General features: G+C 32.4%; 17 protein-coding genes and 4 tRNA genes. 7 read left to right on the top strand and 14 right to left on the bottom strand.

The features are described from left to right. Nucleotide 1: 1 nt before the first annotated feature. From KM029_RS02820 to KM029_RS02800, 5 genes are all read right to left on the bottom strand, one after another. Nucleotides 2-409, bottom strand: coding sequence for an ExbD/TolR family protein (locus KM029_RS02820; RefSeq protein ID WP_144075270.1), 408 nt, complete (start codon nt 407-409; stop codon nt 2-4). 9 nt (nt 410-418) lie between these two features. Beyond that, complete coding sequence (locus tag KM029_RS02815) at nt 419-1,105, bottom strand: MotA/TolQ/ExbB proton channel family protein (protein WP_144075269.1); 687 nt, start codon at nt 1,103-1,105, stop codon at nt 419-421. 36 nt (nt 1,106-1,141) lie between these two features. Further along, complete coding sequence (locus KM029_RS02810; RefSeq protein WP_144075268.1) at nt 1,142-2,125, bottom strand: SPOR domain-containing protein; 984 nt, start codon at nt 2,123-2,125, stop codon at nt 1,142-1,144. Between the two features lie 157 nt (nt 2,126-2,282). Further along, on the bottom strand, nt 2,283-3,995 hold the full coding sequence (locus KM029_RS02805; RefSeq protein WP_144075267.1) for a hypothetical protein: 1,713 nt from the start codon (nt 3,993-3,995) through the stop codon (nt 2,283-2,285). Between the two features lie 5 nt (nt 3,996-4,000). Further along, the gene (locus KM029_RS02800) at nt 4,001-7,039 is read right to left on the bottom strand and encodes a tetratricopeptide repeat protein (protein ID WP_144075266.1); all 3,039 of its coding nucleotides are present in this window, start codon (nt 7,037-7,039) and stop codon (nt 4,001-4,003) included. Between the two features lie 335 nt (nt 7,040-7,374). Here KM029_RS02800 and hisG point away from each other — a divergent pair, with 335 nt between their 5' ends. The 4 genes from hisG (at nt 7,375) to KM029_RS02780 (ending at nt 10,958) form a co-directional block, all read left to right on the top strand. Beyond that, nucleotides 7,375-8,232, top strand: coding sequence for an ATP phosphoribosyltransferase (hisG, locus tag KM029_RS02795; RefSeq protein ID WP_221465146.1), 858 nt, complete (start codon nt 7,375-7,377; stop codon nt 8,230-8,232). A gap of 26 nt (nt 8,233-8,258) precedes the next feature. Further along, nucleotides 8,259-9,545 (top strand): histidinol dehydrogenase, encoded by a 1,287-nt coding sequence (hisD, locus tag KM029_RS02790; RefSeq protein WP_144075264.1) that lies wholly within the window; start codon nt 8,259-8,261, stop codon nt 9,543-9,545. A 106-nt stretch (nt 9,546-9,651) separates the two neighbouring features. Continuing rightward, entirely contained in the window at nt 9,652-10,080 is a 429-nt protein-coding gene (locus KM029_RS02785; protein WP_205125461.1) for a helix-turn-helix domain-containing protein, read from the top strand. Between the two features lie 20 nt (nt 10,081-10,100). Next, nucleotides 10,101-10,958 carry an IS3 family transposase gene (locus KM029_RS02780; protein WP_205125460.1) on the top strand — a complete coding sequence of 286 codons (858 nt, stop codon included), beginning with the start codon at nt 10,101-10,103 and terminating at the stop codon, nt 10,956-10,958. Nucleotides 10,959-11,014: 56 nt separating this feature from the next. Here KM029_RS02780 and KM029_RS02775 read toward each other — a convergent pair whose 3' ends face one another. Continuing rightward, on the bottom strand, nt 11,015-11,524 hold the full coding sequence (locus tag KM029_RS02775) for a DUF3347 domain-containing protein (RefSeq protein ID WP_144075263.1): 510 nt from the start codon (nt 11,522-11,524) through the stop codon (nt 11,015-11,017). A gap of 20 nt (nt 11,525-11,544) precedes the next feature. Continuing rightward, nucleotides 11,545-12,423, bottom strand: a complete 879-nt coding sequence (cysM, locus tag KM029_RS02770; protein ID WP_144075262.1) for a cysteine synthase CysM — start codon at nt 12,421-12,423, stop codon at nt 11,545-11,547. A 300-nt stretch (nt 12,424-12,723) separates the two neighbouring features. Between cysM and gcvT the strand changes: the two genes are divergently transcribed. Continuing rightward, nucleotides 12,724-13,824 carry a glycine cleavage system aminomethyltransferase GcvT gene (gene gcvT, locus KM029_RS02765; RefSeq protein WP_144075261.1) on the top strand — a complete coding sequence of 367 codons (1,101 nt, stop codon included), beginning with the start codon at nt 12,724-12,726 and terminating at the stop codon, nt 13,822-13,824. 89 nt (nt 13,825-13,913) lie between these two features. On the opposite strand, the gene KM029_RS02760 is transcribed toward gcvT, so the two are convergent. The 7 genes from KM029_RS02760 to KM029_RS02730 form a co-directional block, all read right to left on the bottom strand. After that, the gene (locus KM029_RS02760) at nt 13,914-14,318 is read right to left on the bottom strand and encodes a hypothetical protein (protein WP_144075260.1); all 405 of its coding nucleotides are present in this window, start codon (nt 14,316-14,318) and stop codon (nt 13,914-13,916) included. A 326-nt stretch (nt 14,319-14,644) separates the two neighbouring features. Then, nucleotides 14,645-14,728 (bottom strand) — tRNA-Leu (locus KM029_RS02755). An 18-nt stretch (nt 14,729-14,746) separates the two neighbouring features. Then, nucleotides 14,747-14,830 (bottom strand) — tRNA-Leu (locus KM029_RS02750). A 28-nt stretch (nt 14,831-14,858) separates the two neighbouring features. Then, nucleotides 14,859-14,942, bottom strand: a tRNA-Leu gene (locus KM029_RS02745). Between the two features lie 21 nt (nt 14,943-14,963). Further along, a tRNA-Leu gene (locus KM029_RS02740) sits at nt 14,964-15,047 on the bottom strand. A 148-nt stretch (nt 15,048-15,195) separates the two neighbouring features. Next, entirely contained in the window at nt 15,196-15,981 is a 786-nt protein-coding gene (gene surE, locus KM029_RS02735; protein WP_144075259.1) for a 5'/3'-nucleotidase SurE, read from the bottom strand. Nucleotides 15,982-16,061: 80 nt separating this feature from the next. Next, nucleotides 16,062-16,712 carry a hypothetical protein gene (locus KM029_RS02730; RefSeq protein ID WP_144075258.1) on the bottom strand — a complete coding sequence of 217 codons (651 nt, stop codon included), beginning with the start codon at nt 16,710-16,712 and terminating at the stop codon, nt 16,062-16,064. A gap of 340 nt (nt 16,713-17,052) precedes the next feature. Between KM029_RS02730 and aceB the strand changes: the two genes are divergently transcribed. Beyond that, nucleotides 17,053-18,657 (top strand): malate synthase A, encoded by a 1,605-nt coding sequence (gene aceB / locus KM029_RS02725; RefSeq protein WP_144075257.1) that lies wholly within the window; start codon nt 17,053-17,055, stop codon nt 18,655-18,657. Nucleotides 18,658-18,738: 81 nt separating this feature from the next. Continuing rightward, the gene (gene aceA, locus KM029_RS02720; protein ID WP_144075256.1) at nt 18,739-20,013 is read left to right on the top strand and encodes an isocitrate lyase; all 1,275 of its coding nucleotides are present in this window, start codon (nt 18,739-18,741) and stop codon (nt 20,011-20,013) included. The last annotated feature ends 61 nt before the right edge of the window (nt 20,014-20,074 follow it).

The following is a 20,074-nucleotide window of genomic DNA, read 5'->3' as shown; positions in this document are numbered from 1 at the left end:
ATTATTTGCCTACTGTTGAGGTAGGTTTTGTAGCAATAGATACTTTAGCTTTTAATCCAGTTGCAATACCTGCTACATTTACTAAATGTTGAACAGGAACATCTTTATCAACAGTTAAGACTACTACTCCTTCTTGCTTTGCAGGTAAAACAGCTCTTAATTCATCTTCTAAAAAACTAAGTGGTACTTCTACTTCATTTACATAGTAATGAAGATCTTTTGTAATACTCACATATACTTTAGGCATTACTTTTTTAGATGCTTTACTACTAGGTACTGCAATAGGAAGCCCTGAAGGAGTTACAAAATTAGACGTTAACATAAAGAACACCAATAACAAGAAAATCATATCTGTCATTGATGACATATTAAAAGTAGGATCGATTTTATTTTCTGGTTTTAATCCCATAATTTTATTCTAATTAGGTGATTGTAATAACTCAATAAATTCGATTGTAACTACTTCCATTTTATGCACTACATCTTCAATTTGTCTTACTAGAAAGTTATAAGATATGTATGCAAAAATACCTACAGCTAAACCTCCTGCTGTAGTAATCATTGCTTCGTAAATACCAGATGATAAAAGTTTTGGACTTACAGAACCCTCTTCTTGAGAAATTGCAATAAAAGCATTAATCATACCTATTACAGTTCCAAAAAAACCAATCATTGGTGCTGCACCGGAAATCATACCAACGGTAGCAACAGATTTCTCTAATTTATAGAGTTCAATCTTGGCTATATTTTCAATGCTTTTTTCAATTGTATTTAAATTTGAAGAAATGTGTTTAAGACCAGCTTCTAACATTTTCCCCATAGGTGTAGTATCTCTTGCACAATACTTTTTTGCAGCATCAATGTCTCCTTTAAGTACTTGTGCCTTTACTTTTTCTAATAATACTTTCGGATCTTTTTTTGCCTTGCGTATTGTTAACACTCTATTAACTAAAATATACATTGCAATTACAAATAGAACCCCTAGAATTACCATTGTAACTCCACCTTTTTCTATCAATTCAAAAAGTGACACACTTTCCTCTATAGTTCCAGTCATTCCATTGGCTGGCATTTCTGTTCCTTGTAAAACGGACAATAAATTCATGTTATTTGTTAGTATAAAAAGTCTTTACTTATTCGATTAATAACGCCACACCCAAGCTCCTTTAAATGCTTTTTGTGTGCTCTCTAAATCTGCCTTAGCATCTTTATGAGATTGATACCCTTTGATGGCTACTCTATATTTTCCTTTAGAAACAATCACGCCAACATCATCAAAACCTTTCTTTTTGGCTTGTTTAACTGCTGCATTAGCTTGTTTTTGATTGTTAAAAGATGAAATCACAATATGATAATGTCCATCAGCGTGACCTGGTTTTCCAGTTTCTTCTTCAACAAACACTTCTTCTTTAACTTCTACTTCTTGAATATCATCATTTACTTTTTTGATATCAATAGTCGTTTCTTTTACATCTACTTCATTATCACCTTCCTGAATAGTTACTTCTTCAATCACTTCTTCTTGTTCTGTTTCTTGTCCCTTATTTACAACAACAGGTGCTGATGGTTTAAGTAAAAAGTAACCTACTGCTGTTAAGAGAAGTATTACTGGGATAGAAACGTATAACCAAACTGGTTTAGAACTTTTTTCTTCTATATCGTTTTCTAAATCACTATACTCTTCCTCTTCTTCATGGATATCATTTTCCATAAGAGGAGTAGCTGTAATTTTAGGTAATCCAAAACTATCTGGCTCTATATTACTTTCAGATCGTTGTCTAAAACTTGTTTCGCCACTTTCATCAGTAAGGAAATAACCTAAATCTCCAATTGGTGCTATTTCTCCATCGTCTAAACGTTGCTGAAGGTTGGCTACAAACATACTTACTTGAATAGCCACTTCATCTTCGTCTAAATCTTCTGATTTTGAAATGAAAGTTACTAATGAATACATCTCTATATCATCTTCTGAAGATGAAAAAGAAATAGATACATGAGGAGGTTTAATTATATTCCCAGATGGTGACACCTCTGCTCCGCTTTCTTCAGACCAAAAGGTTCCTAAATCAGGTACAACGACCACACCCCAATCAAGAAGTGCACTTTTAATAGCTTCAGCAATCATGTAATATATTTTTATAAAGAGTAATGCTCAAAAAAAGTTAGCAGTGTAATTATTTGTTTTTAAAACTTTAAAAATGTCATTTATAAAGTGATATACAACACAGCTATTTATAAAAATAGGCATTCATTTACATAAAAACCTACTTTTTAATCATAAATTAAAATCTATAGCTTACACCTGCAAGTAATTGAAAACCTTTAACATTATATCTGTAATACTTTTGATAATTCTGAGAGAATAAATTATTCACCAATGCAAAAGCTCCAAAATTGTCATTTATAGCATATTGAGCACTTAAATTCATATCAAAAATCACAGGTAAGCTTAGTGTTTCTTGCTGTAAAGTTGTCTCATTTACTGTTAAAGCTTTTATTCCAATTTCATTATAAATTGTTGCTCCAAACGTCCATTTAGATAAGTATTTGTATTTTACTCCTATCGTATTTACAGCCAATGGCCTATGGTAAGCATCTTGAATAATACTATCATTTAAGCTATACATATTCCAATCTGTCGATGCTGTTACTGCCCATTCTCTTTTAGACCACGAACCTGATACATTAATATTGAATACTCCTGTATTATTTTCTGTTGCATAAAGCATATCAAATCTAGAAACATCTGTAGGATCGTTTACTAAAAACCCCATATTCTGAGAAATAGCATATCCTAAACTTCCTCTAATTCCAATATTATCTATTACGATAGCATCAACACCTAGTTTAATATCAATTAATCTATTCTCATGTAAGAGTGATAAATTATTACTAACCCATGGATTCATGGTTGTTACTGATTTGTAATTGACTAGATCTAAATCTCCTTTAATTTCTAAAAAGGCAGCAAGAGCTTCTTCTTCAATAGTATACTCTACAAACACATCAGGGTAAATATAGAAGTTCTTATCATTACTAGAAGTGTCTCCACTGTATGCTATTTTAGCACCAGCTTTAATATATAGTTCATCAATTCTAGTTTCGTAAGCTGCACCAAATTTAAACCAATTTCTATTTTGATTCATATCAATATCAGAAGTTGTCTTGTTTGAATATTTATTGACCGCAGCTATAAATTCTCCAATAATTTTTGAATTATCATCCAATTCATAATCTCCATTTACATCAATTCCTACTTCAAACTCTGATGCATTGTAATGATCGTAACTATAATCAAAAAACAAATCTCCTTTAATTGAAAAATCTTGACCTGTAACGTATGAAGGCATTTCATGTCCAATTTTAAAATTAATATTAGAAACAATTTGCTTGATACTATCTTGATCAACTAAAGTTTCATCACCTTCAAAACCATAAAAATGTGTTCCAACTCTATTAAAATTTAAAGACACTGATGAAGTACCATAATCAGAATAATATTTTCCAAAACCATCAATTGTATTTAAACTTCCCGCTGACAATTTCCTATAAACTGCACCTTCCTGAGAAGACTTATGTAATAGGTGAAACCCAAAGTCTAAATTAGGATTTGTATTATTATTAATCCCTGCTTCTACAAAAGGTGTCACAAAATTACCATAACCTAAACGGATATATTTATCGTAAAATGTTTTTTCTTCATGTCCATCTAAAACCGCTGGTAATTGTTTTGGAATAGAGTCTTGTATTTCTACTTCTACTAATTCTAAATCATATTGCTGAGGTGTAGGCTGAATATTTTTCTGGATTCTTTTTATTTTCTCATATTCTCTCCCCACTACCATTGGAAGGTCATAGTTTGAGATTTTTTCTATTATTACTTCAGCATTATCTAAATCAGAACTTTGTGATGTTGATTGATTGGATTGCCCAAAAACACTAGCAGTACTCAACATTATCACTGCCAATCCGAAATATTGTTTAATTGTTGTCATGATAATTATTGATTTTCTTTAGTTGGAGCAGGCGTACTATTCGTTTTCAATTGTTCTATATCTTTCAATCTATTTGTAGCTTGTATTTTATACTCAGGTATATCACTTCCACTTATAATCGACTCTAAAGTTGCTTTTGCTTGGAATAAATCATTTAAAGAAATATAATTTTCAGCAATTAGTAAATATGCTTTATTAATCCATTCAGAGTAACTTGCGTAATTTTTCTGTACTTCGATTAATGCCTTAGTACTTTCAGTATAATTCTCCATCACTCTAAAAGTTTTACCTAATAAATACTGAGCTTCTGCACCAATTTGACTGTTTGCTTTATTTGCAATAGCATCAAATGATGTTAACGCTTTCGTATAATTATTTTCTTCTAAATCAATTTTAGCAAGGTATAGTTCAGCTTCAAAAACATATCTTTTTATATTCTGATCTATAATTTTAGTTGCGTAAGCTTTACAAGCCGAATAATCTTTCACCTGAAATTCAGCTTTCATTAACCCAACATAAACCGCCCATTTACTCGTCTTTCTGATTGCTACTTTTTCTAATTCAACAAAAGTGACAATTGCATCATCGTATTTTTCTAACATTAATTGCAGCTCGCCAATATATCTTAGTGATTTTTCTTTTAGCGGCATTCCATTCACTTTTTGGAACGAGGCAATTGCTAACTCTTTTTGATCTTTAATTTTATATGTGATTCCTAATGCCTGATTTGCTTCATCAGCCACAGAAGAATTAACTGGAGCTGTTACTAAAAAAGCATTTAAAGATATGATTGCTTGATCGTAGTTTTTCTCTTGGAATGGTTTAATCGCCATTTCAAAATCTCCTTGCAGAGTTGCGGTGCTCATTGGATTTGCCTCATCAAACTTATGTCTATATAAAGCCATGTCCGATATTACATGACCACTTGCATTTAAACCTTGCAATGAAGTAATCGCAGCCTCTGCAAATTTAGAAGTTGGAGCAGTATCAATAACATTTTTATAATCTGCTTCTGCATCTTCCAATTCCCCTTCCAGTTTATAACACAATGCCCTTTTTAATAAAGAAGGAACATATACATTCGATTTTTCATACCTAGAAATTACTTTAGAAAATTGATTTACCGCTTCTTCATTTCTATCTGCTTCTGCCATCATTAAGCCTGATTGAAAGTATGACAAAGGAGCAAAAGGCGTATCTCCATATCTTTCTCCTACCTGTTGATACATCCTAAAAGCCTCATCATTATTACTTCCAAGTGCTCTGTATGTTTGTGCTTTTTGATAATTAATATAAGCTACATCTTTAGAGCCAGCACTAATAGCCATATCGTAAGACCTTTGTGCTACATGGTAATTTGAAATCCCAAAATAACAATCTGCTCTTCTAAGGACGGCTTCAGCAACCTTCTCTCTAGGTTCTTTTTCTTTTCTACCAAGATTGATATACTGCGTAAAATAATCGATGCCTAATTGGTATTCTTGTTTTGCATAAAAAGCATATCCTCTACCAAATAAAGAGGCAACATGAAACTTTGAATCATTTGGTACTTCATCATAAACAGTGATTGCCGAATCTAATTGAGAAATACTTGTATACGTCTCTCCTAACCAAAAATTTGAAGCATCATATATCTCATCACTCATTGGGTACTTTTGTGATTTTAATAACATATCAATAGCACCTCTTGCATCGTTATCATTTGCATTTTCTACTGCTTTATTAAATGCAGCTTCTTGATACGCTTTTTTTGTTTCATCATTATTAACCCCAATTCTATCAAAAACAGCAAGTGCTTTGTTGTAATCTCCAGAATTAACATAAGAAATTTGAAGATATTCATGTACTTCATTATCGTATTCTGAGTTTGGAAAATCTAACAAGAATAATTCACAAGCATCTCCTACTTGTGTATAAAGACCTAGATCAAACTGAACTTTAATGAAATTATAAGATGCTTGTTTTTGTATCTCTTTGTTGAATGATAATTTACGTGATTTTTCAAAGGCTAAAAGAGCTTTATCTTTCTCGTTTAATTCAATACTTACCGCTCCTAAATCATACGCTGCAATTTGAGCTAATTCATCATTTCCATCAGAAGCTACAGATAATGGCTGCACAGCTTTCTCTCCAAACCCTTCCATATAATTAGTAAAACCAATCTGATATGCAGTATTTCTATCAATCACTTGTACTGGCACTTCAGCTAGGTATGCATTAAAATAAATTAATGCTGTAGCATACTCTTTCTTTGTATAGTAGACTTTTCCTGTAAACAACAAAGCATCTGTTGGTAAATGGATACCCCTACTTTTAGCATCCTGTACTAGTTCCAACATTTTATCTTCTTGCCCATTTGCATAATATGCTAAAGGCAAAATAGAATAAGTATAATTACTAATCTCTTTATCAGAAAGTGACTTTTCTAAATCTTTGATAGATTGTTCATATTCCTTTTGTTCGTACTCTATGTAACCTGCATAATAGCTTGATTTAAGAGCATAAGGATGCGTTCCTTTTTTTAAAACTTGAAAAAGTTTGTTAGCCTCTTTCGTTTTCCCTTGATCAAAATTAGAATAAGCCGCCTGATAAGCAATTTTTATATCGTCATCATCATAAAAATCAAAATAAGGATCTTTATCAAATGCTGCCAAAGCTTTTTCATACTCGCCTTTTTCAAAATAATAAGAGCCCAATACTTTATATGCTTTTACTGATAAAGGGTGAACAGGGTATGTATATACAAAGCTTTCAATTTGACTTTTGGCTTCTGGGTGTTGTAATTCTAAATTACACACTGCAATATAAAATTGAGCCTCGACGCATTTTTCATCTTCGCCACAATGTTTCGACTCAAAAAGTTCGAACTCTCTTCGTGCTGCAGAGAAATTATTCTCATTATACAGAACAATTGCTTTATTAAACAGTTTTACATTATCAGAATAATATAACGACTCTTGAGCAGAAAGATTATTACTGAATAATAAAAGAACTAAGCAGCTTGTTAGAAGATCTATTTTAATATTCTTGAAATGACTTATCATTTTTTAAAAAACTATGTTAAGGAGTGAATAGTAATTTAGATTCACATTAAAAAGTATACAAAAATTATAAATAATATGCTTTAATAAAAGATTTATAAGTTTTGATTTTGGTGTTTTTTTGATATCAAAAAGACAATAATTAAATATTCATTAATTTATTGAAAAATCCTCTATTAAATTAACTCATTAATGTGATTTTGTAAAAATATCAGTAGATTTGATGTGAAATTTGATTTATGATTGAATTTCGGTCAGTTTATATTATTTCTAAAACTGAACTATATAATTATAACACTACGGTGTAAAACACAAAAAGTGTAAGACACAATTTTATTATGACAAAACTAAAGATTGCGATCCAAAAGTCTGGTCGATTAAGTGACGGATCTCTTAATCTGATCCGTCAGTGTGGAATTAAAATCCCTAGAATGAAAGGTGCATTAAAAGCAGAAGCTAGCAACTTTCCTTTGGAATTTTTATTTCTTCGCGATGATGATATTCCTGGTTACGTCCAAGATGGCGTTGCAGACCTAGGGATAGTAGGTGCCAACGAGGCTGTTGAAAAAGACAAAAACGTTGATACTATACATCATCTTGGTTTTTCAAAATGTAGATTGTCTATTGCTATTCCTAAAGAACAAGCTTACAATGGTATTGCAGATCTTGATGGAAAAAGTATTGCTACTTCTTATCCTAAAATTTTAGGAGACTACTTAAAAGAACAAGGTGTTAAGTGTGATATTCATGAGATCTCAGGATCTGTAGAAATTGCACCAAATATTGGTCTTGCAGATGCAATTTGTGACCTAGTAAGTACAGGTAGTACGTTAATGCAAAATAATTTAAAAGAAGTTGAAAGTATTTTCACTTCTGAAGCATTAATGATTGCAACTCCCGGTTTAGATGCAGAAAAAAGAGGTATTATTGAGCAGTTAATGTTTAGAATTAATGCTTTACAAACTGCTGATAATAATAAATACATTTTATTAAATGCACCTAAGAAAAACGTAGATACTATTCTTAATTTATTACCAGGTATGCGTAGCCCATCTATCTTACCATTGGCAAATGAAGAATTTGTTTCTATACATACTGTTATTGCTGAAGATGATTTCTGGTCTAAGATCGAGGAATTAAAAGCTGCAGGTGCTGAAGGTATTCTTGTTATTCCTATTGAGAAGATGATTCTTTAATCATTTTCTTAAAAAGTGATTAAATTATGAAATTATACAAATATCCAGCTGTTGAAGATTGGAAAAAACTACTTCAGAGACCTTCTATGAGAATGGAAGACATTGAGAAGCAAGTTACTCCTATTCTAAAAACAGTTCAAAAAGATGGAGATGCTGCTTTGAAAGCTTTCTCTCTTCGTTTTGATGGGGCAAATATAGATTCAATATTAGTTTCTGAAGAAGAATTTTCTCAAGCTGAAAAAGATGTCGATAACGATTTAAAAGAATCAATTTCTATTGCCATCAAAAATGTTACTAAGTTTCATTCTGCTCAAAAAACTGACGTTTTAAAAGTTGAAACGATGCCTGGTATTTCTTGCTGGAGAAAAAGTGTTCCTATTCAAAAAGTTGGTTTATATATACCAGGTGGCTCTGCGCCACTTTTCTCTACTGTTATTATGATTGGTGCACCTGCTCTTATTGCAGGTTGTGAAGAGGTTTTTCTTTGCACACCTCCTAATTCAGAAGGAAAAGTACATCCAGCTATTTTATACGCAGCTAAAAAAATAGGTTTAACAAAAGTATATAAAGTTGGTGGTGCTCAAGCTATTGCTGCTATGACTTTTGGCACAGAAACTATTCCTTCTGTATCTAAAATATTTGGACCAGGAAACCAATATGTTACTGCCGCTAAACAACTTGCAACAAAAGAAGGTGTAGCTATAGACATGCCTGCAGGACCTTCTGAGGTTCTTGTTTGGGCAGACGAAACGGCTAACCCTACATTTATTGCTGCGGATCTTTTATCTCAAGCAGAACATGGGCCAGATAGCCAAGTCATTTTAGTATCAACTTCTGAAGATATTATTCAGAAAACAGAAGCTGAAGTTGAAAAGCAACTGTCTGTTCTTCCTAGAAAAGAAATTGCAGCTAAAGCTTTAGAGCATAGCAGAAGTTTCTTGATGAAAGATGAGGCTGAAGCATTGAAATTAGTAAATGAATACGCCGCTGAGCATCTTATTTTATCACTTGATAATGCTGAAGATGTTGCCGAGAAAATCATTAACGCTGGTTCTGTCTTTGTAGGTCACTACACTCCTGAATCTGCTGGTGATTATGCTTCTGGAACAAATCACACTCTTCCAACTTACGGGTATGCTAAGAATTACTCTGGAGTTTCTCTAGATAGTTATTACAGAAAAATCACTTTCCAGAAAATAGAGAAAGAAGGATTAGAAAGCTTAGGACCTCATGTTGAAAGAATGGCTGCTGCGGAAGAATTAGATGCACATAAAAATGCTGTTACAGTAAGACTTAATGCTTTAAAAGATTAAGAAATACTTTTTATAATAAAGAAGGCTTTTCCCAATAAATATTGAGAGAAGCCTTTTTTAATTTATGTGTCTCGTCCTGAATTAGTGTTACACAAAACGTAACATTATGAATGAAGATCAAGAATATCAGTACACTAAGCGTACACAAAAAGATTACAGCTACTCTTTTAAATTACAAGTTGTAGATGAAGTGGAACGAGGGGAAATAAGTATAACGGCAGCCAGACTTAAATATGGAATACAAGGTCATGGTACCATCCGTACTTGGATAAGAAAGTATGGTAATTTAGATTGGGATAATAAATCTGATTTAAAAATGGGAAAGACACCAGAACAAAAATTATTGGAGCTAGAACAAAAGGTTCTATTATTAGAGAAACAAAAAGCTTCTTTAGAAAAACAACTCTACGTAACAGATAAAAAAGCAATTTTCTTTGATATGATGATCGATATTGCTGAGGATGAATTTAATATTCCTATTAGAAAAAAGTCTTTACCCAAGCAGTTGACCAATTCAAAAAAGAAGAAAAAATAGGAGTCAAACCGACTTGTGAATTGCTTGGGTTAGATCGACAAATTTATTATCGTTCGAAAAGGAAAGTAAAAAATAATAATAGTATTGCATCTAAAGTAGTAGACTTAGTGAAAAGAATTCGTTTGAAGCAAACTAAAATAGGGACAAGGAAATTATATCAATTACTTCTTCCTGAATTACAATTACTAAATGTAGGTCGAGATAAGCTTTTTGATATCATGAGGGCTAATCGACTCGATATCAGGCCTAAAAAACAATATCATGTCACTACAAATTCTCATCACAGATTTAAAAAGCATAAAAACCTTATTGAGCATTTGGAAATAAATAGACCTGAACAAGTATTAGTTTCTGATATAACTTACATAGGTGAGCGAAGTAACCCAATGTATCTCTCCTTAGTAACAGATGCCTATTCTAAGAAAATAATGGGGTTAAATGTATCAGATAGTTTGAATGCAAATGGAGCTATTGCAGCATTAAAAGAAGCACTGAAAAATAGAAACTATGTTGATTTACCAATGATACACCATTCAGATAGAGGATTACAATATTGTAGCCACGAGTATCAACGACATCTTCAGGAAAATAAAGTATTGTGCTCGATGACGGAATCTTACGATCCTTATCAAAATGCGGTAGCAGAAAGAATAAATGGAATTCTTAAGCAAGAATTTATTTTAGGAATAAAAATTAATGATCTCGATTTAATGAATAAATTTATTAGAGAATCTATATATATTTATAATAATGAAAGGCCTCATTGGAGTAATTATATGAAGACACCTGTTGAGATGCATCAGCAGAGTGAAATAAAAATGAGAACTTATAAAAGTAAAAATAGCACCGAGTCTACACCCGATGCTATCAATATATAATAGTCTAAATCTGTAACGCTATGGACGGACTAGACAATGAGTTTAAAAAGAGATTATTATTTCCCTTTAATTGTTTCCATTACTCGTCCACAATGAAGCATTTTGTCACCAAAATATGGATTAACAACTTCATTTGTTCCACTTAACCAATTAGCACCTGTATTATTAAATGCCATTGGACAATGTACTACATATAAATCCATTCCCGCTTCACCAGACTTTGCAACTTCTGTGTAATAAGCTGTTACAACCTCAAAGCTTTTTCTTTGAGCTTCAAGATTATCAGTACTACCAATTGCAGCAATAGCTTCTTTTACTTCTTTTGATACATCAGGTGGTAAAGTAACTTCTACTTTCTTTGCAAAAGTTTGTGCAGCAGTTGGATTTGATGCAATTAAACATTCCGAAAGTTTTAAGTAAGCCTTTGCTCCTTTTGCTTTTTCTGCATTATAAACAACTGGCTTCAATTCAACTTTTTCCTCAACTTTATTTGTTTGTTCTGTTTTAGGAGCACCACAGCTCATCATTAAAAATGCTGCAGCACCAACTATTAATATTTTTTTCATTATTGATATGTATTTATAAATTAAAAAAGTGAAGTCGACAAATATTTATCTCCTCTATCACAAACAATAAAAACAATAACTCCACTGTCTATCTTTTTTGCAGTTTCTATAGCTGCGTAAGCAGAACCACCACTACTCATTCCAGCAAATATTCCTTCTTCTTTGGCTAAAAGACGTGTCATATTTGTTGCATTCTCTTGTGAAACATCAATTTTTTGATCTACTCTTGATTCATCAAAAATTTTTGGTAGATAAGCTTTTGGCCACCTTCTAATACCTGGAATTTTTGCTCCTTCAGCTGGCTGAGTACCTACAATTGTAATTTTTTCTGATTGTTCTTTCAAGAATTTTGATGTTCCCATAATAGTACCTGTTGTTCCCATAGCAGATACAAAATGAGTCACTTTCTGATCAGTATCTCTCCAAATTTCAGGTCCTGTAGTTTTATAATGAGCCATATAATTATCAGGATTATCGAACTGATTAAGCATGAAATAACCACCTTCTTCTACTTTTCTAAGTGCATAATCTCTTGCACCTTCCATAGATTCTTTTTGAGGTGTTAAAGTTACTGTAGCTCCATATGCCTTCATTGATTTAATTCTCTCAATAGTTGCATTATCGGGCATTACTAGTTCGATTTCAATACCCATTAAACTAGATATCATTGCAAGAGCAATACCCGTATTTCCACTTGTTGCTTCAATTAATTTTACACCACTTTTTAGGTCTCCTCTTTCTTGAGCTTGTTTAATCATGTTGTATGCTGCACGATCTTTTACACTCCCACCTGGGTTCTGACCTTCTAACTTTGCATAAATTGTAACATTCGGATTAGGACTTAAAGCCTTTAATTCTACTAAGGGCGTATTTCCTACAAGTGACAACACTGAAGACATAATAATTATTGTTTGGTTGATAGTTTGAGATATCAAATGCTAAGTTCCTTATTTATTTTAAAAATGATAAATGAATTGTCTATTATTTTATATAAATCAGTCTAAAAAAGAGCAATAATTTAATTTTATAGTTCATTTTAAACCACTACAATTCTAAAGAGATGAAAAGCTGTTAAAAGCAGTATTCATTTTTATTAAAAATATATGATAATATCAAACTACTTACTACTTTTGGCGACAGAAATATATTGACAATTCAACCACATGTCAATAAACCATAAAAAAACACATAACTCAGTCATGACAGAAGAAAAGACATTAAAAAAAGTTGCTCTTAATGATGTTCACGAAGCATTAGGTGCTAAGATGGTTCCATTTGCAGGATACAATATGCCTGTAAGATACTCGTCTGATATCGAAGAACACAAAACAGTTCGTAATGGCGTAGGTGTTTTTGATGTTTCTCATATGGGTGAATTTATGCTTAAGGGACCTAAAGCATTAGACCTGATTCAAAGAGTATCTTCAAATGATGCATCAAAGTTAGTTGACGGTAAGGCACAGTATGCTTGTTTACCTAATGAAGATGGTGGAATTGTAGATGATCTTATCATCTACAAAATTAAAGATGAAGAGTATATGCTTGTTGTAAATGCATCTAATATTGAAAAAGATTGGAATTGGATTGCAAACAAGAATACAGAAGGTGTAGAAATGACTAACGTTTCTGACGAAATATCCCTTTTTGCTGTTCAAGGTCCAAAGGCTTCTGAAGCTATGCAGTCTTTAACTGATGTAAACCTTTCTGATATGGGTTTCTACACTTTTACTATTGGTAAATTTGCAGGAGTTGATAATGTAATTATATCTGCAACTGGTTATACTGGTTCTGGAGGATTTGAATTATACATTCCAAACAAAGATGCCAAAGAAGTTTGGACTAAAATATTTGAAGCAGGTAAAGATTACGAAATCAAACCTATTGGTTTAGGTGCAAGAGACACACTAAGACTTGAGATGGGTTATTGCTTGTATGGTAATGATATTGACGATTCAACTTCACCTCTTGAAGCGGGACTAGGTTGGGTAACTAAATTCACTAAAGAATTTACCAATAGTGCAAATTTAGCCAAACAAAAAGAAGAAGGTGTTACTCGCCGTTTAGTTGGTATTGAATTAATTGACAGAGGTGTTCCTCGTGGAGGTTACAATGTACTTAATGCTGACGGAGAAGTTGTAGGAAAATTAACTTCTGGAACAATGTCTCCTATGCTAGGTAAAGGTATCGCTTTAGGTTATATCAACAGACCGTTAACAAAACCAGGGTCAGAGGTATTTATTGAAGTAAGAAACAGAAAATTAAAAGCTGTGGTATCAAAACCTCCTTTTTATAAAGGTTAATTTAGTACCAGATAATAGATAAATAAAAAGAGCGATGAATTAATTCATCGCTCTTTTTGTATATTTTCAAAATATAATTTCTAATTAAATTACATTGATTTTACCATGGGTCTAATTTTCTCAAGAATGATAATTAACTCCGCTTTATCTTGCAAATAATTATCCACTCTACTATGCACTAGTTTTTCACGTGTATCAATTTCTAGAGTATCTAAATCTTCATCATCACCTATCACAGTTTCGCCATCTAAATACTCTTCATAGATAACTACGCCATCGTATCTAGTAATTTTGAAATGAATTATTGATGAATTTAAATCTTCTCCTTTAAGTTCTGCACTAAAAGTATCAAACTTTAAAGGTTTACTGTATGTTAAATCATATTTTTTTTGATATAGTATATCAGTATGAAGCTCTGTTTCCAGAGATTCATCATCACAACTGCACATAAACAGAAGCAATAAACTAAATACTATTTTTTTTAAAATATGCATACAGCGGTTTAAATTGAATCACAAAGATATAACTTTTTAGCGATTTTTTTAACTTTAATTCAGTTTTTGTTAAAATTATTTTAACACTTAAATTACTTTATTTAGGAGATTATAATTCTAAAAAAGAAAATTCCTAATATTAAGACACTTATAACTTACAAAGTGTTGTACTATATTATTGTCATTTATCTAATACAATTAAAAAATTGTTCTACTACTATTAATAACAAAAAGTTTTTAACAAGAAATAGTTCAAAATAGATGTCAAAAAAAAATTATCAAATAAAAAAAGGTATTGAACCTAATCAATACCTTTTAATGGCTTGTACCTTGGGTGGGACTCGAACCCACACGAGCTTGCACTCACAAGATTTTGAGTCTAGCGCGTCTACCAATTCCGCCACCAAGGCGAATATAAAAACAACTTGTACCTAGGGTGGGACTCGAACCCACACGAAGTTTCCCTCACAAGATTTTGAGTCTAGCGTGTCTACCAATTCCACCACCTAGGCAGATGTTTTTATATTGCAATAAATAAAGTACTTGAGGTGGGACTCGAACCCACACGAGCTTGCACTCACAAGATTTTGAGTCTAGCGCGTCTACCAATTCCGCCACTCAAGCCTAAAAATAAAAAAGAAATTGTACCTTGGGTGGGACTCGAACCCACACGAGCTTGCACTCACAAGATTTTGAGTCTAGCGCGTCTACCAATTCCGCCACCAAGGCATTCTTCTTTATTTTCTTATTGCCTTCCGTTTGAAAGCGATGCAAATATGCATGGTTAAATATTAGAAAGCAAACAACTTTGATCGGTGTTGATCTATTGAATTATTAACTTTCTGAATTTAAGCACTAAATTATTTGTTTTTTTTTCCTAGAACCCCATCTCTTCCACTTTTTGAGCTAATTTAAGCCTATATTCGTGAGCAGTCATGTCTATTTGCGTTGGTACAATACTTCCATAATTATTGTTAATTGCCCACTCATCCGTATCATTTCCAGTATCTCTATTTACAAATTTACCAGTAAGCCACAGATATTTTTTCCCTACAGGGTTTACTCTTTCATCAAATTGCTCTTGCCATTTACCATCTGCTTGTCTACATATTTTTAAACCTTTAATTGGCTCATCTCCTACTTTAGGAAAATTCACATTCCAAGCAACTCCTTTTGGCATCCCTTCTTTGAGTACTTTTTCTGCAATTTGCTTTACAAATGATCGAGTGTGTTCAAACTCTGCATCAAAACCATAATCACAAACACTAAAGCCGATACTTGGTAAACCTTCTATTGCTGCTTCTAATGCGGCAGACATGGTGCCAGAATATAAAACGCTTACAGAACTATTACTACCATGATTCACTCCACTTACTACTAAATCTGGTAATGTTTCTAAAATATGATTCTTTGCTAATTTCACACAATCTGCAGGTGTACCAGAACATTGATAAGCACTCACATTTTCATCAGGAAAAATATCAGAAGAATGATACCTTAATGGATCTTCTATAGTTATTGCATGTCCTTGACCTGATTGTGGACTATCAGGTGCTACAACAACAACATCTCCTAATTCTTTCATCACACTAACTAAAAATTTAATTCCTTTTGATGTAATACCATCATCGTTAGCTATTAAAATAAGTGGGTTTTTTTTCATTATTTTTTTATAATATAAATGGAAAACGGGCTTCTAAGAGCCCGTTTATAAATTCTTTCAATATGTTTATTGTCACGAAATTAATTCGCTACTTTTTTATCTTCAGCAAGTACATCATAATACCTTACAATTTGCAAAAAGTCTTCACGATCTTTATAATCAAGTTTATTAATTTTTATAAATGCTTCGATTTTATCTTTGTATTTACCAAAGTAAGTAAGCATTGTTTCTAATTTTCTGGTATCTACTTGTCGTATTTCGGCATACATATCCATCAAATAAAAATCATAAACAAGAATTTTTCTTCTGGTATTAAAATTACTCCCCCAGTAGGGATCGTAAGATGTCTCAGATACCTCAGCAATTCTTTCTCTAGTAAACAAGATATATGGTTCTCCTTCCTCCAATAATTCAAAGAAATGATTTTTCACATATCCTTTTGATCTTTTAAATGGTAGTGAATAAAAAACTCTTTGTCTTTTTGTCAGTTTATCTAGAATTTCAAAAGAAGCAACATTTTGAGCTCCAAAAGATTTAATAACTCCATTAACTATAACTTGTATAGATTCTACTTCTTCTTCTAATGAATATTTTATTCTCCCTTTTAAAGATGTTCCATTTGTTAAATCTACCTCTCCTGAATGCCAAAATTCTGATGGAAAATCTTGAGCAAAAGAAAAAATTGGAAATAAAGTTATGATGAGGATACTGAATAATTGTCTCAAATTCATTATGCTAAAGTTTAATCAAATCAAATGCTTTTTATAAAAATACATCTTTTTTACTAGACTTAAAATTATAACTAAAGATTCTTTTTTTTAGCAAAAATTGATGACTCAAATCATTTTTACAAACGAATTTGAATTTTTTAGCGAAATTTCGCTAATTTTTTTATATAAATATATTCATATATAAAATAGACTTTAAAAACATTTTAAGCAACTATAATATTGTTTTATTTATATTTTACTATTTTGAATGAGTATTCACTAGCGAAAATTCGCTTTTTTTATTCAATTCGCTTTTACTAACTTTGAATTATCAATCACCCGGACATTAACTTTAAATACTATGAGAGGACAACACATTACTCAGATAGAAAACTTAGAAATTAGAGGCTTGATTTCTAATGAGTTCGACCAAATCTTAACTCAAGAGGCTTTAGAGTTCGTCGTACTACTTCATAAAAAATTTGCTAAACGTAGATCAGCACTACTAGAAGCAAGAAAAAGAAGACAAGAAAGTATTGATGAGGGTAAAATGCCCAACTTTCTAGCTGAAACAGCATACATTAGAAACAGCGAATGGACTGTTGCTGATGTGAAGGAAGACTTAAAAGACCGCCGTGTTGAAATAACAGGACCGGTTGATCGTAAAATGATCATCAATGCTTTAAATAGTGGTGCAAATGTTTTTATGGCCGATTTTGAAGATGCAAACTCTCCTACTTGGGAGAACAACATGCAAGGTCAAATCAATTTAAGAGATGCGATCAATAAAACTATCTCTTTTGAAAATTTAAAGAATGGGAAAACTTATTCTTTGAATGAAAACACAGCAACACTTATGGTACGCCCTAGAGGGTGGCATTTAGAAGAAAAACACATTTTAATTGATGGAAAACCTGCTTTAGGTGGTTTAGTTGATTTTGGATTATTTTTCTTCCACAATGCAAAGGAATTAATTAATAGAGGAAGTGCTCCTTATTTTTACTTACCTAAAATTGAGAGTCATTTAGAAGCCCGTTTATGGAATGACATTTTTGTATTTGCTCAACAGCAATTAAATGTACCTCAAGGCAGTATAAAAGCAACTGTATTAATAGAAACTATTCTTGCAGCTTTTGAAATGGATGAAATTTTATATGCTTTAAAAGAACATTCTGCAGGTCTGAATTGTGGTAGATGGGATTATATATTCTCTTATATCAAAAAATTTAGAAATGATCCTAAGTTTATAATGCCTAATAGAGATCAGGTTACAATGAAAGTTCATTTTATGAAATCATACTATGAGTTATTAATTCAGACTTGTCATAAAAGAAAAGCATTTGCAATGGGTGGAATGGCAGCACAAATCCCAATTAAGAATGATGCTAAGGCAAATCAAAAGGCTATTGATAAAGTTGCTAAAGATAAAACAAGAGAAGCTTTGGCTGGCCACGATGGTACTTGGGTTGCTCATCCTGGTTTAGTTTCTACAGCAAAAGAAGTTTTTGATCGTTATATGGGTAACCCGAATAATATTGATAAACCAATCACTTTTAAGAAAATAACAGCAGAAGATCTTTTAAAAGTTCCTACAGGAGATATCACAATAGAAGGTTTAAAAAACAATATAGATGTTGGTATTCAATACATTGCTAGATGGTTAGATGGCCAAGGTGCTGTTCCTATTTATAACTTAATGGAAGATGCTGCTACTGCAGAGATTTCTAGAACACAAGTTTGGCAATGGATTCAGCATCAAGCAAAAATGAATGATGGCACTCCGATTACAAAAGAGTTGTATCAATCATTAATTCCAGAAGTAATGGAAACGATAAAAAACTATGTTGGCGAAGACACTTACCAACAAGGAAAATATAATGAAGCATTCGAAATTTTTGATATGCTTGTTACAAAAGATGAATTTATAGAGTTCTTAACACTTCCTGCATACGCACATATAGGATAAATAAAAAAGGGGCATCTCAACTGCAATTGATTTGCCCCACCAATGAATTACACATTAGTTTACACACAAATCTACAAGAAAATGACAAAGCAAGAAAGAATTGAAGCGTTAAAAAGAGAATGGGCAACAAATCCAAGATGGAAAAATATTGAACGCCCTTATGATGCTGAAGAAGTAATTAAGCTACAAGGCAATGTCATTATTGAACATTCATTAGCAAAACAAGGTGCAGAGAAATTCTGGAATGGCCTTCATTCAGAACATTTTATGGCTGGTCTTGGTGCATTAACGGGTAACCAAGCTATTCAAGAAGTAGAAGCTGGTTTAAAAGCTATATACTTAAGTGGATGGCAAGTTGCCGCTGATGCAAATTTAGCAGGACAAATGTACCCTGATCAATCTTTATACCCTGCAGACTCTGTTCCTAAAGTTGTTGCAAGAATAAACAATGCGCTTCGTCGTGCAGACCAAATTCAATCTGTTGCAGATAAAAATGACACTGACTATATGGTGCCTATTATTGCTGATGCAGAGGCAGGTTTTGGAGGTAATTTAAATGCCTTCGAATTAATGAAAATGATGATCGAATCTGGTGCTTCTGGGGTTCACTTTGAAGATCAATTATCTTCTGCAAAAAAATGCGGGCATTTGGGAGGTAAAGTATTAGTACCAACACAAGAAGCGATAAATAAATTAGTTGCTGCACGTTTAGCTGCTGATGTATGCGGAACACCTACGCTAATTATTGCTAGAACAGATGCAGACGCTGCAAATTTGATAACTAGTGATATAGATCCAAGAGATACAGAATTTATTCATGGCAAAAGAACTTCTGAGGGTTTCTATGAAGTGAGAAACGGATTAGATCAAGCCATTTCTAGAGGGTTATCTTACGCTCCTTATGCTGATTTGATTTGGTGTGAAACATCTCATCCAGATCTTGGTGAAGCTAGGAAATTTGCTGATGCTATTCATGCAAAATTCCCAGGTAAAATGTTAGCATATAATTGCTCACCTTCTTTTAATTGGGCATCGAAATTAACAGAAAAAGAAATGGAGACTTTTAGAGAAAATCTAGCTGATATGGGGTATAAGTTCCAATTTATCACGCTTGCAGGTTTCCATGCTTTAAATACGAGTATGTTCGAATTGGCAAAAGCTTACAAAGAAAAAGGTATGGCTGGCTACTCGAAACTACAAGAAAAAGAATTTTCTTTACAAGCAGACGGCTTCAGAGCAGTTAAACACCAAGCCTTTGTTGGCACTACTTACTTCGATGCTGTACAAAATACAGTAACTGCAGGGACTTCATCGACAACTGCAATGGAAGGAAGTACGGAAACGGCTCAATTCTAAATGTAATTTTATATATGGTTACCAAAACAAAAAACTTCACTGCGTTTGCAGTGAAGTTTTT

It is taken from the genome of Flammeovirga kamogawensis, assembly GCF_018736065.1.
GTDB lineage: Bacteria > Bacteroidota > Bacteroidia > Cytophagales > Flammeovirgaceae > Flammeovirga > Flammeovirga kamogawensis.
Note: the sequence above shows the minus strand (reverse complement) of the source record. Positions and strands in the feature narration are given on the sequence as shown.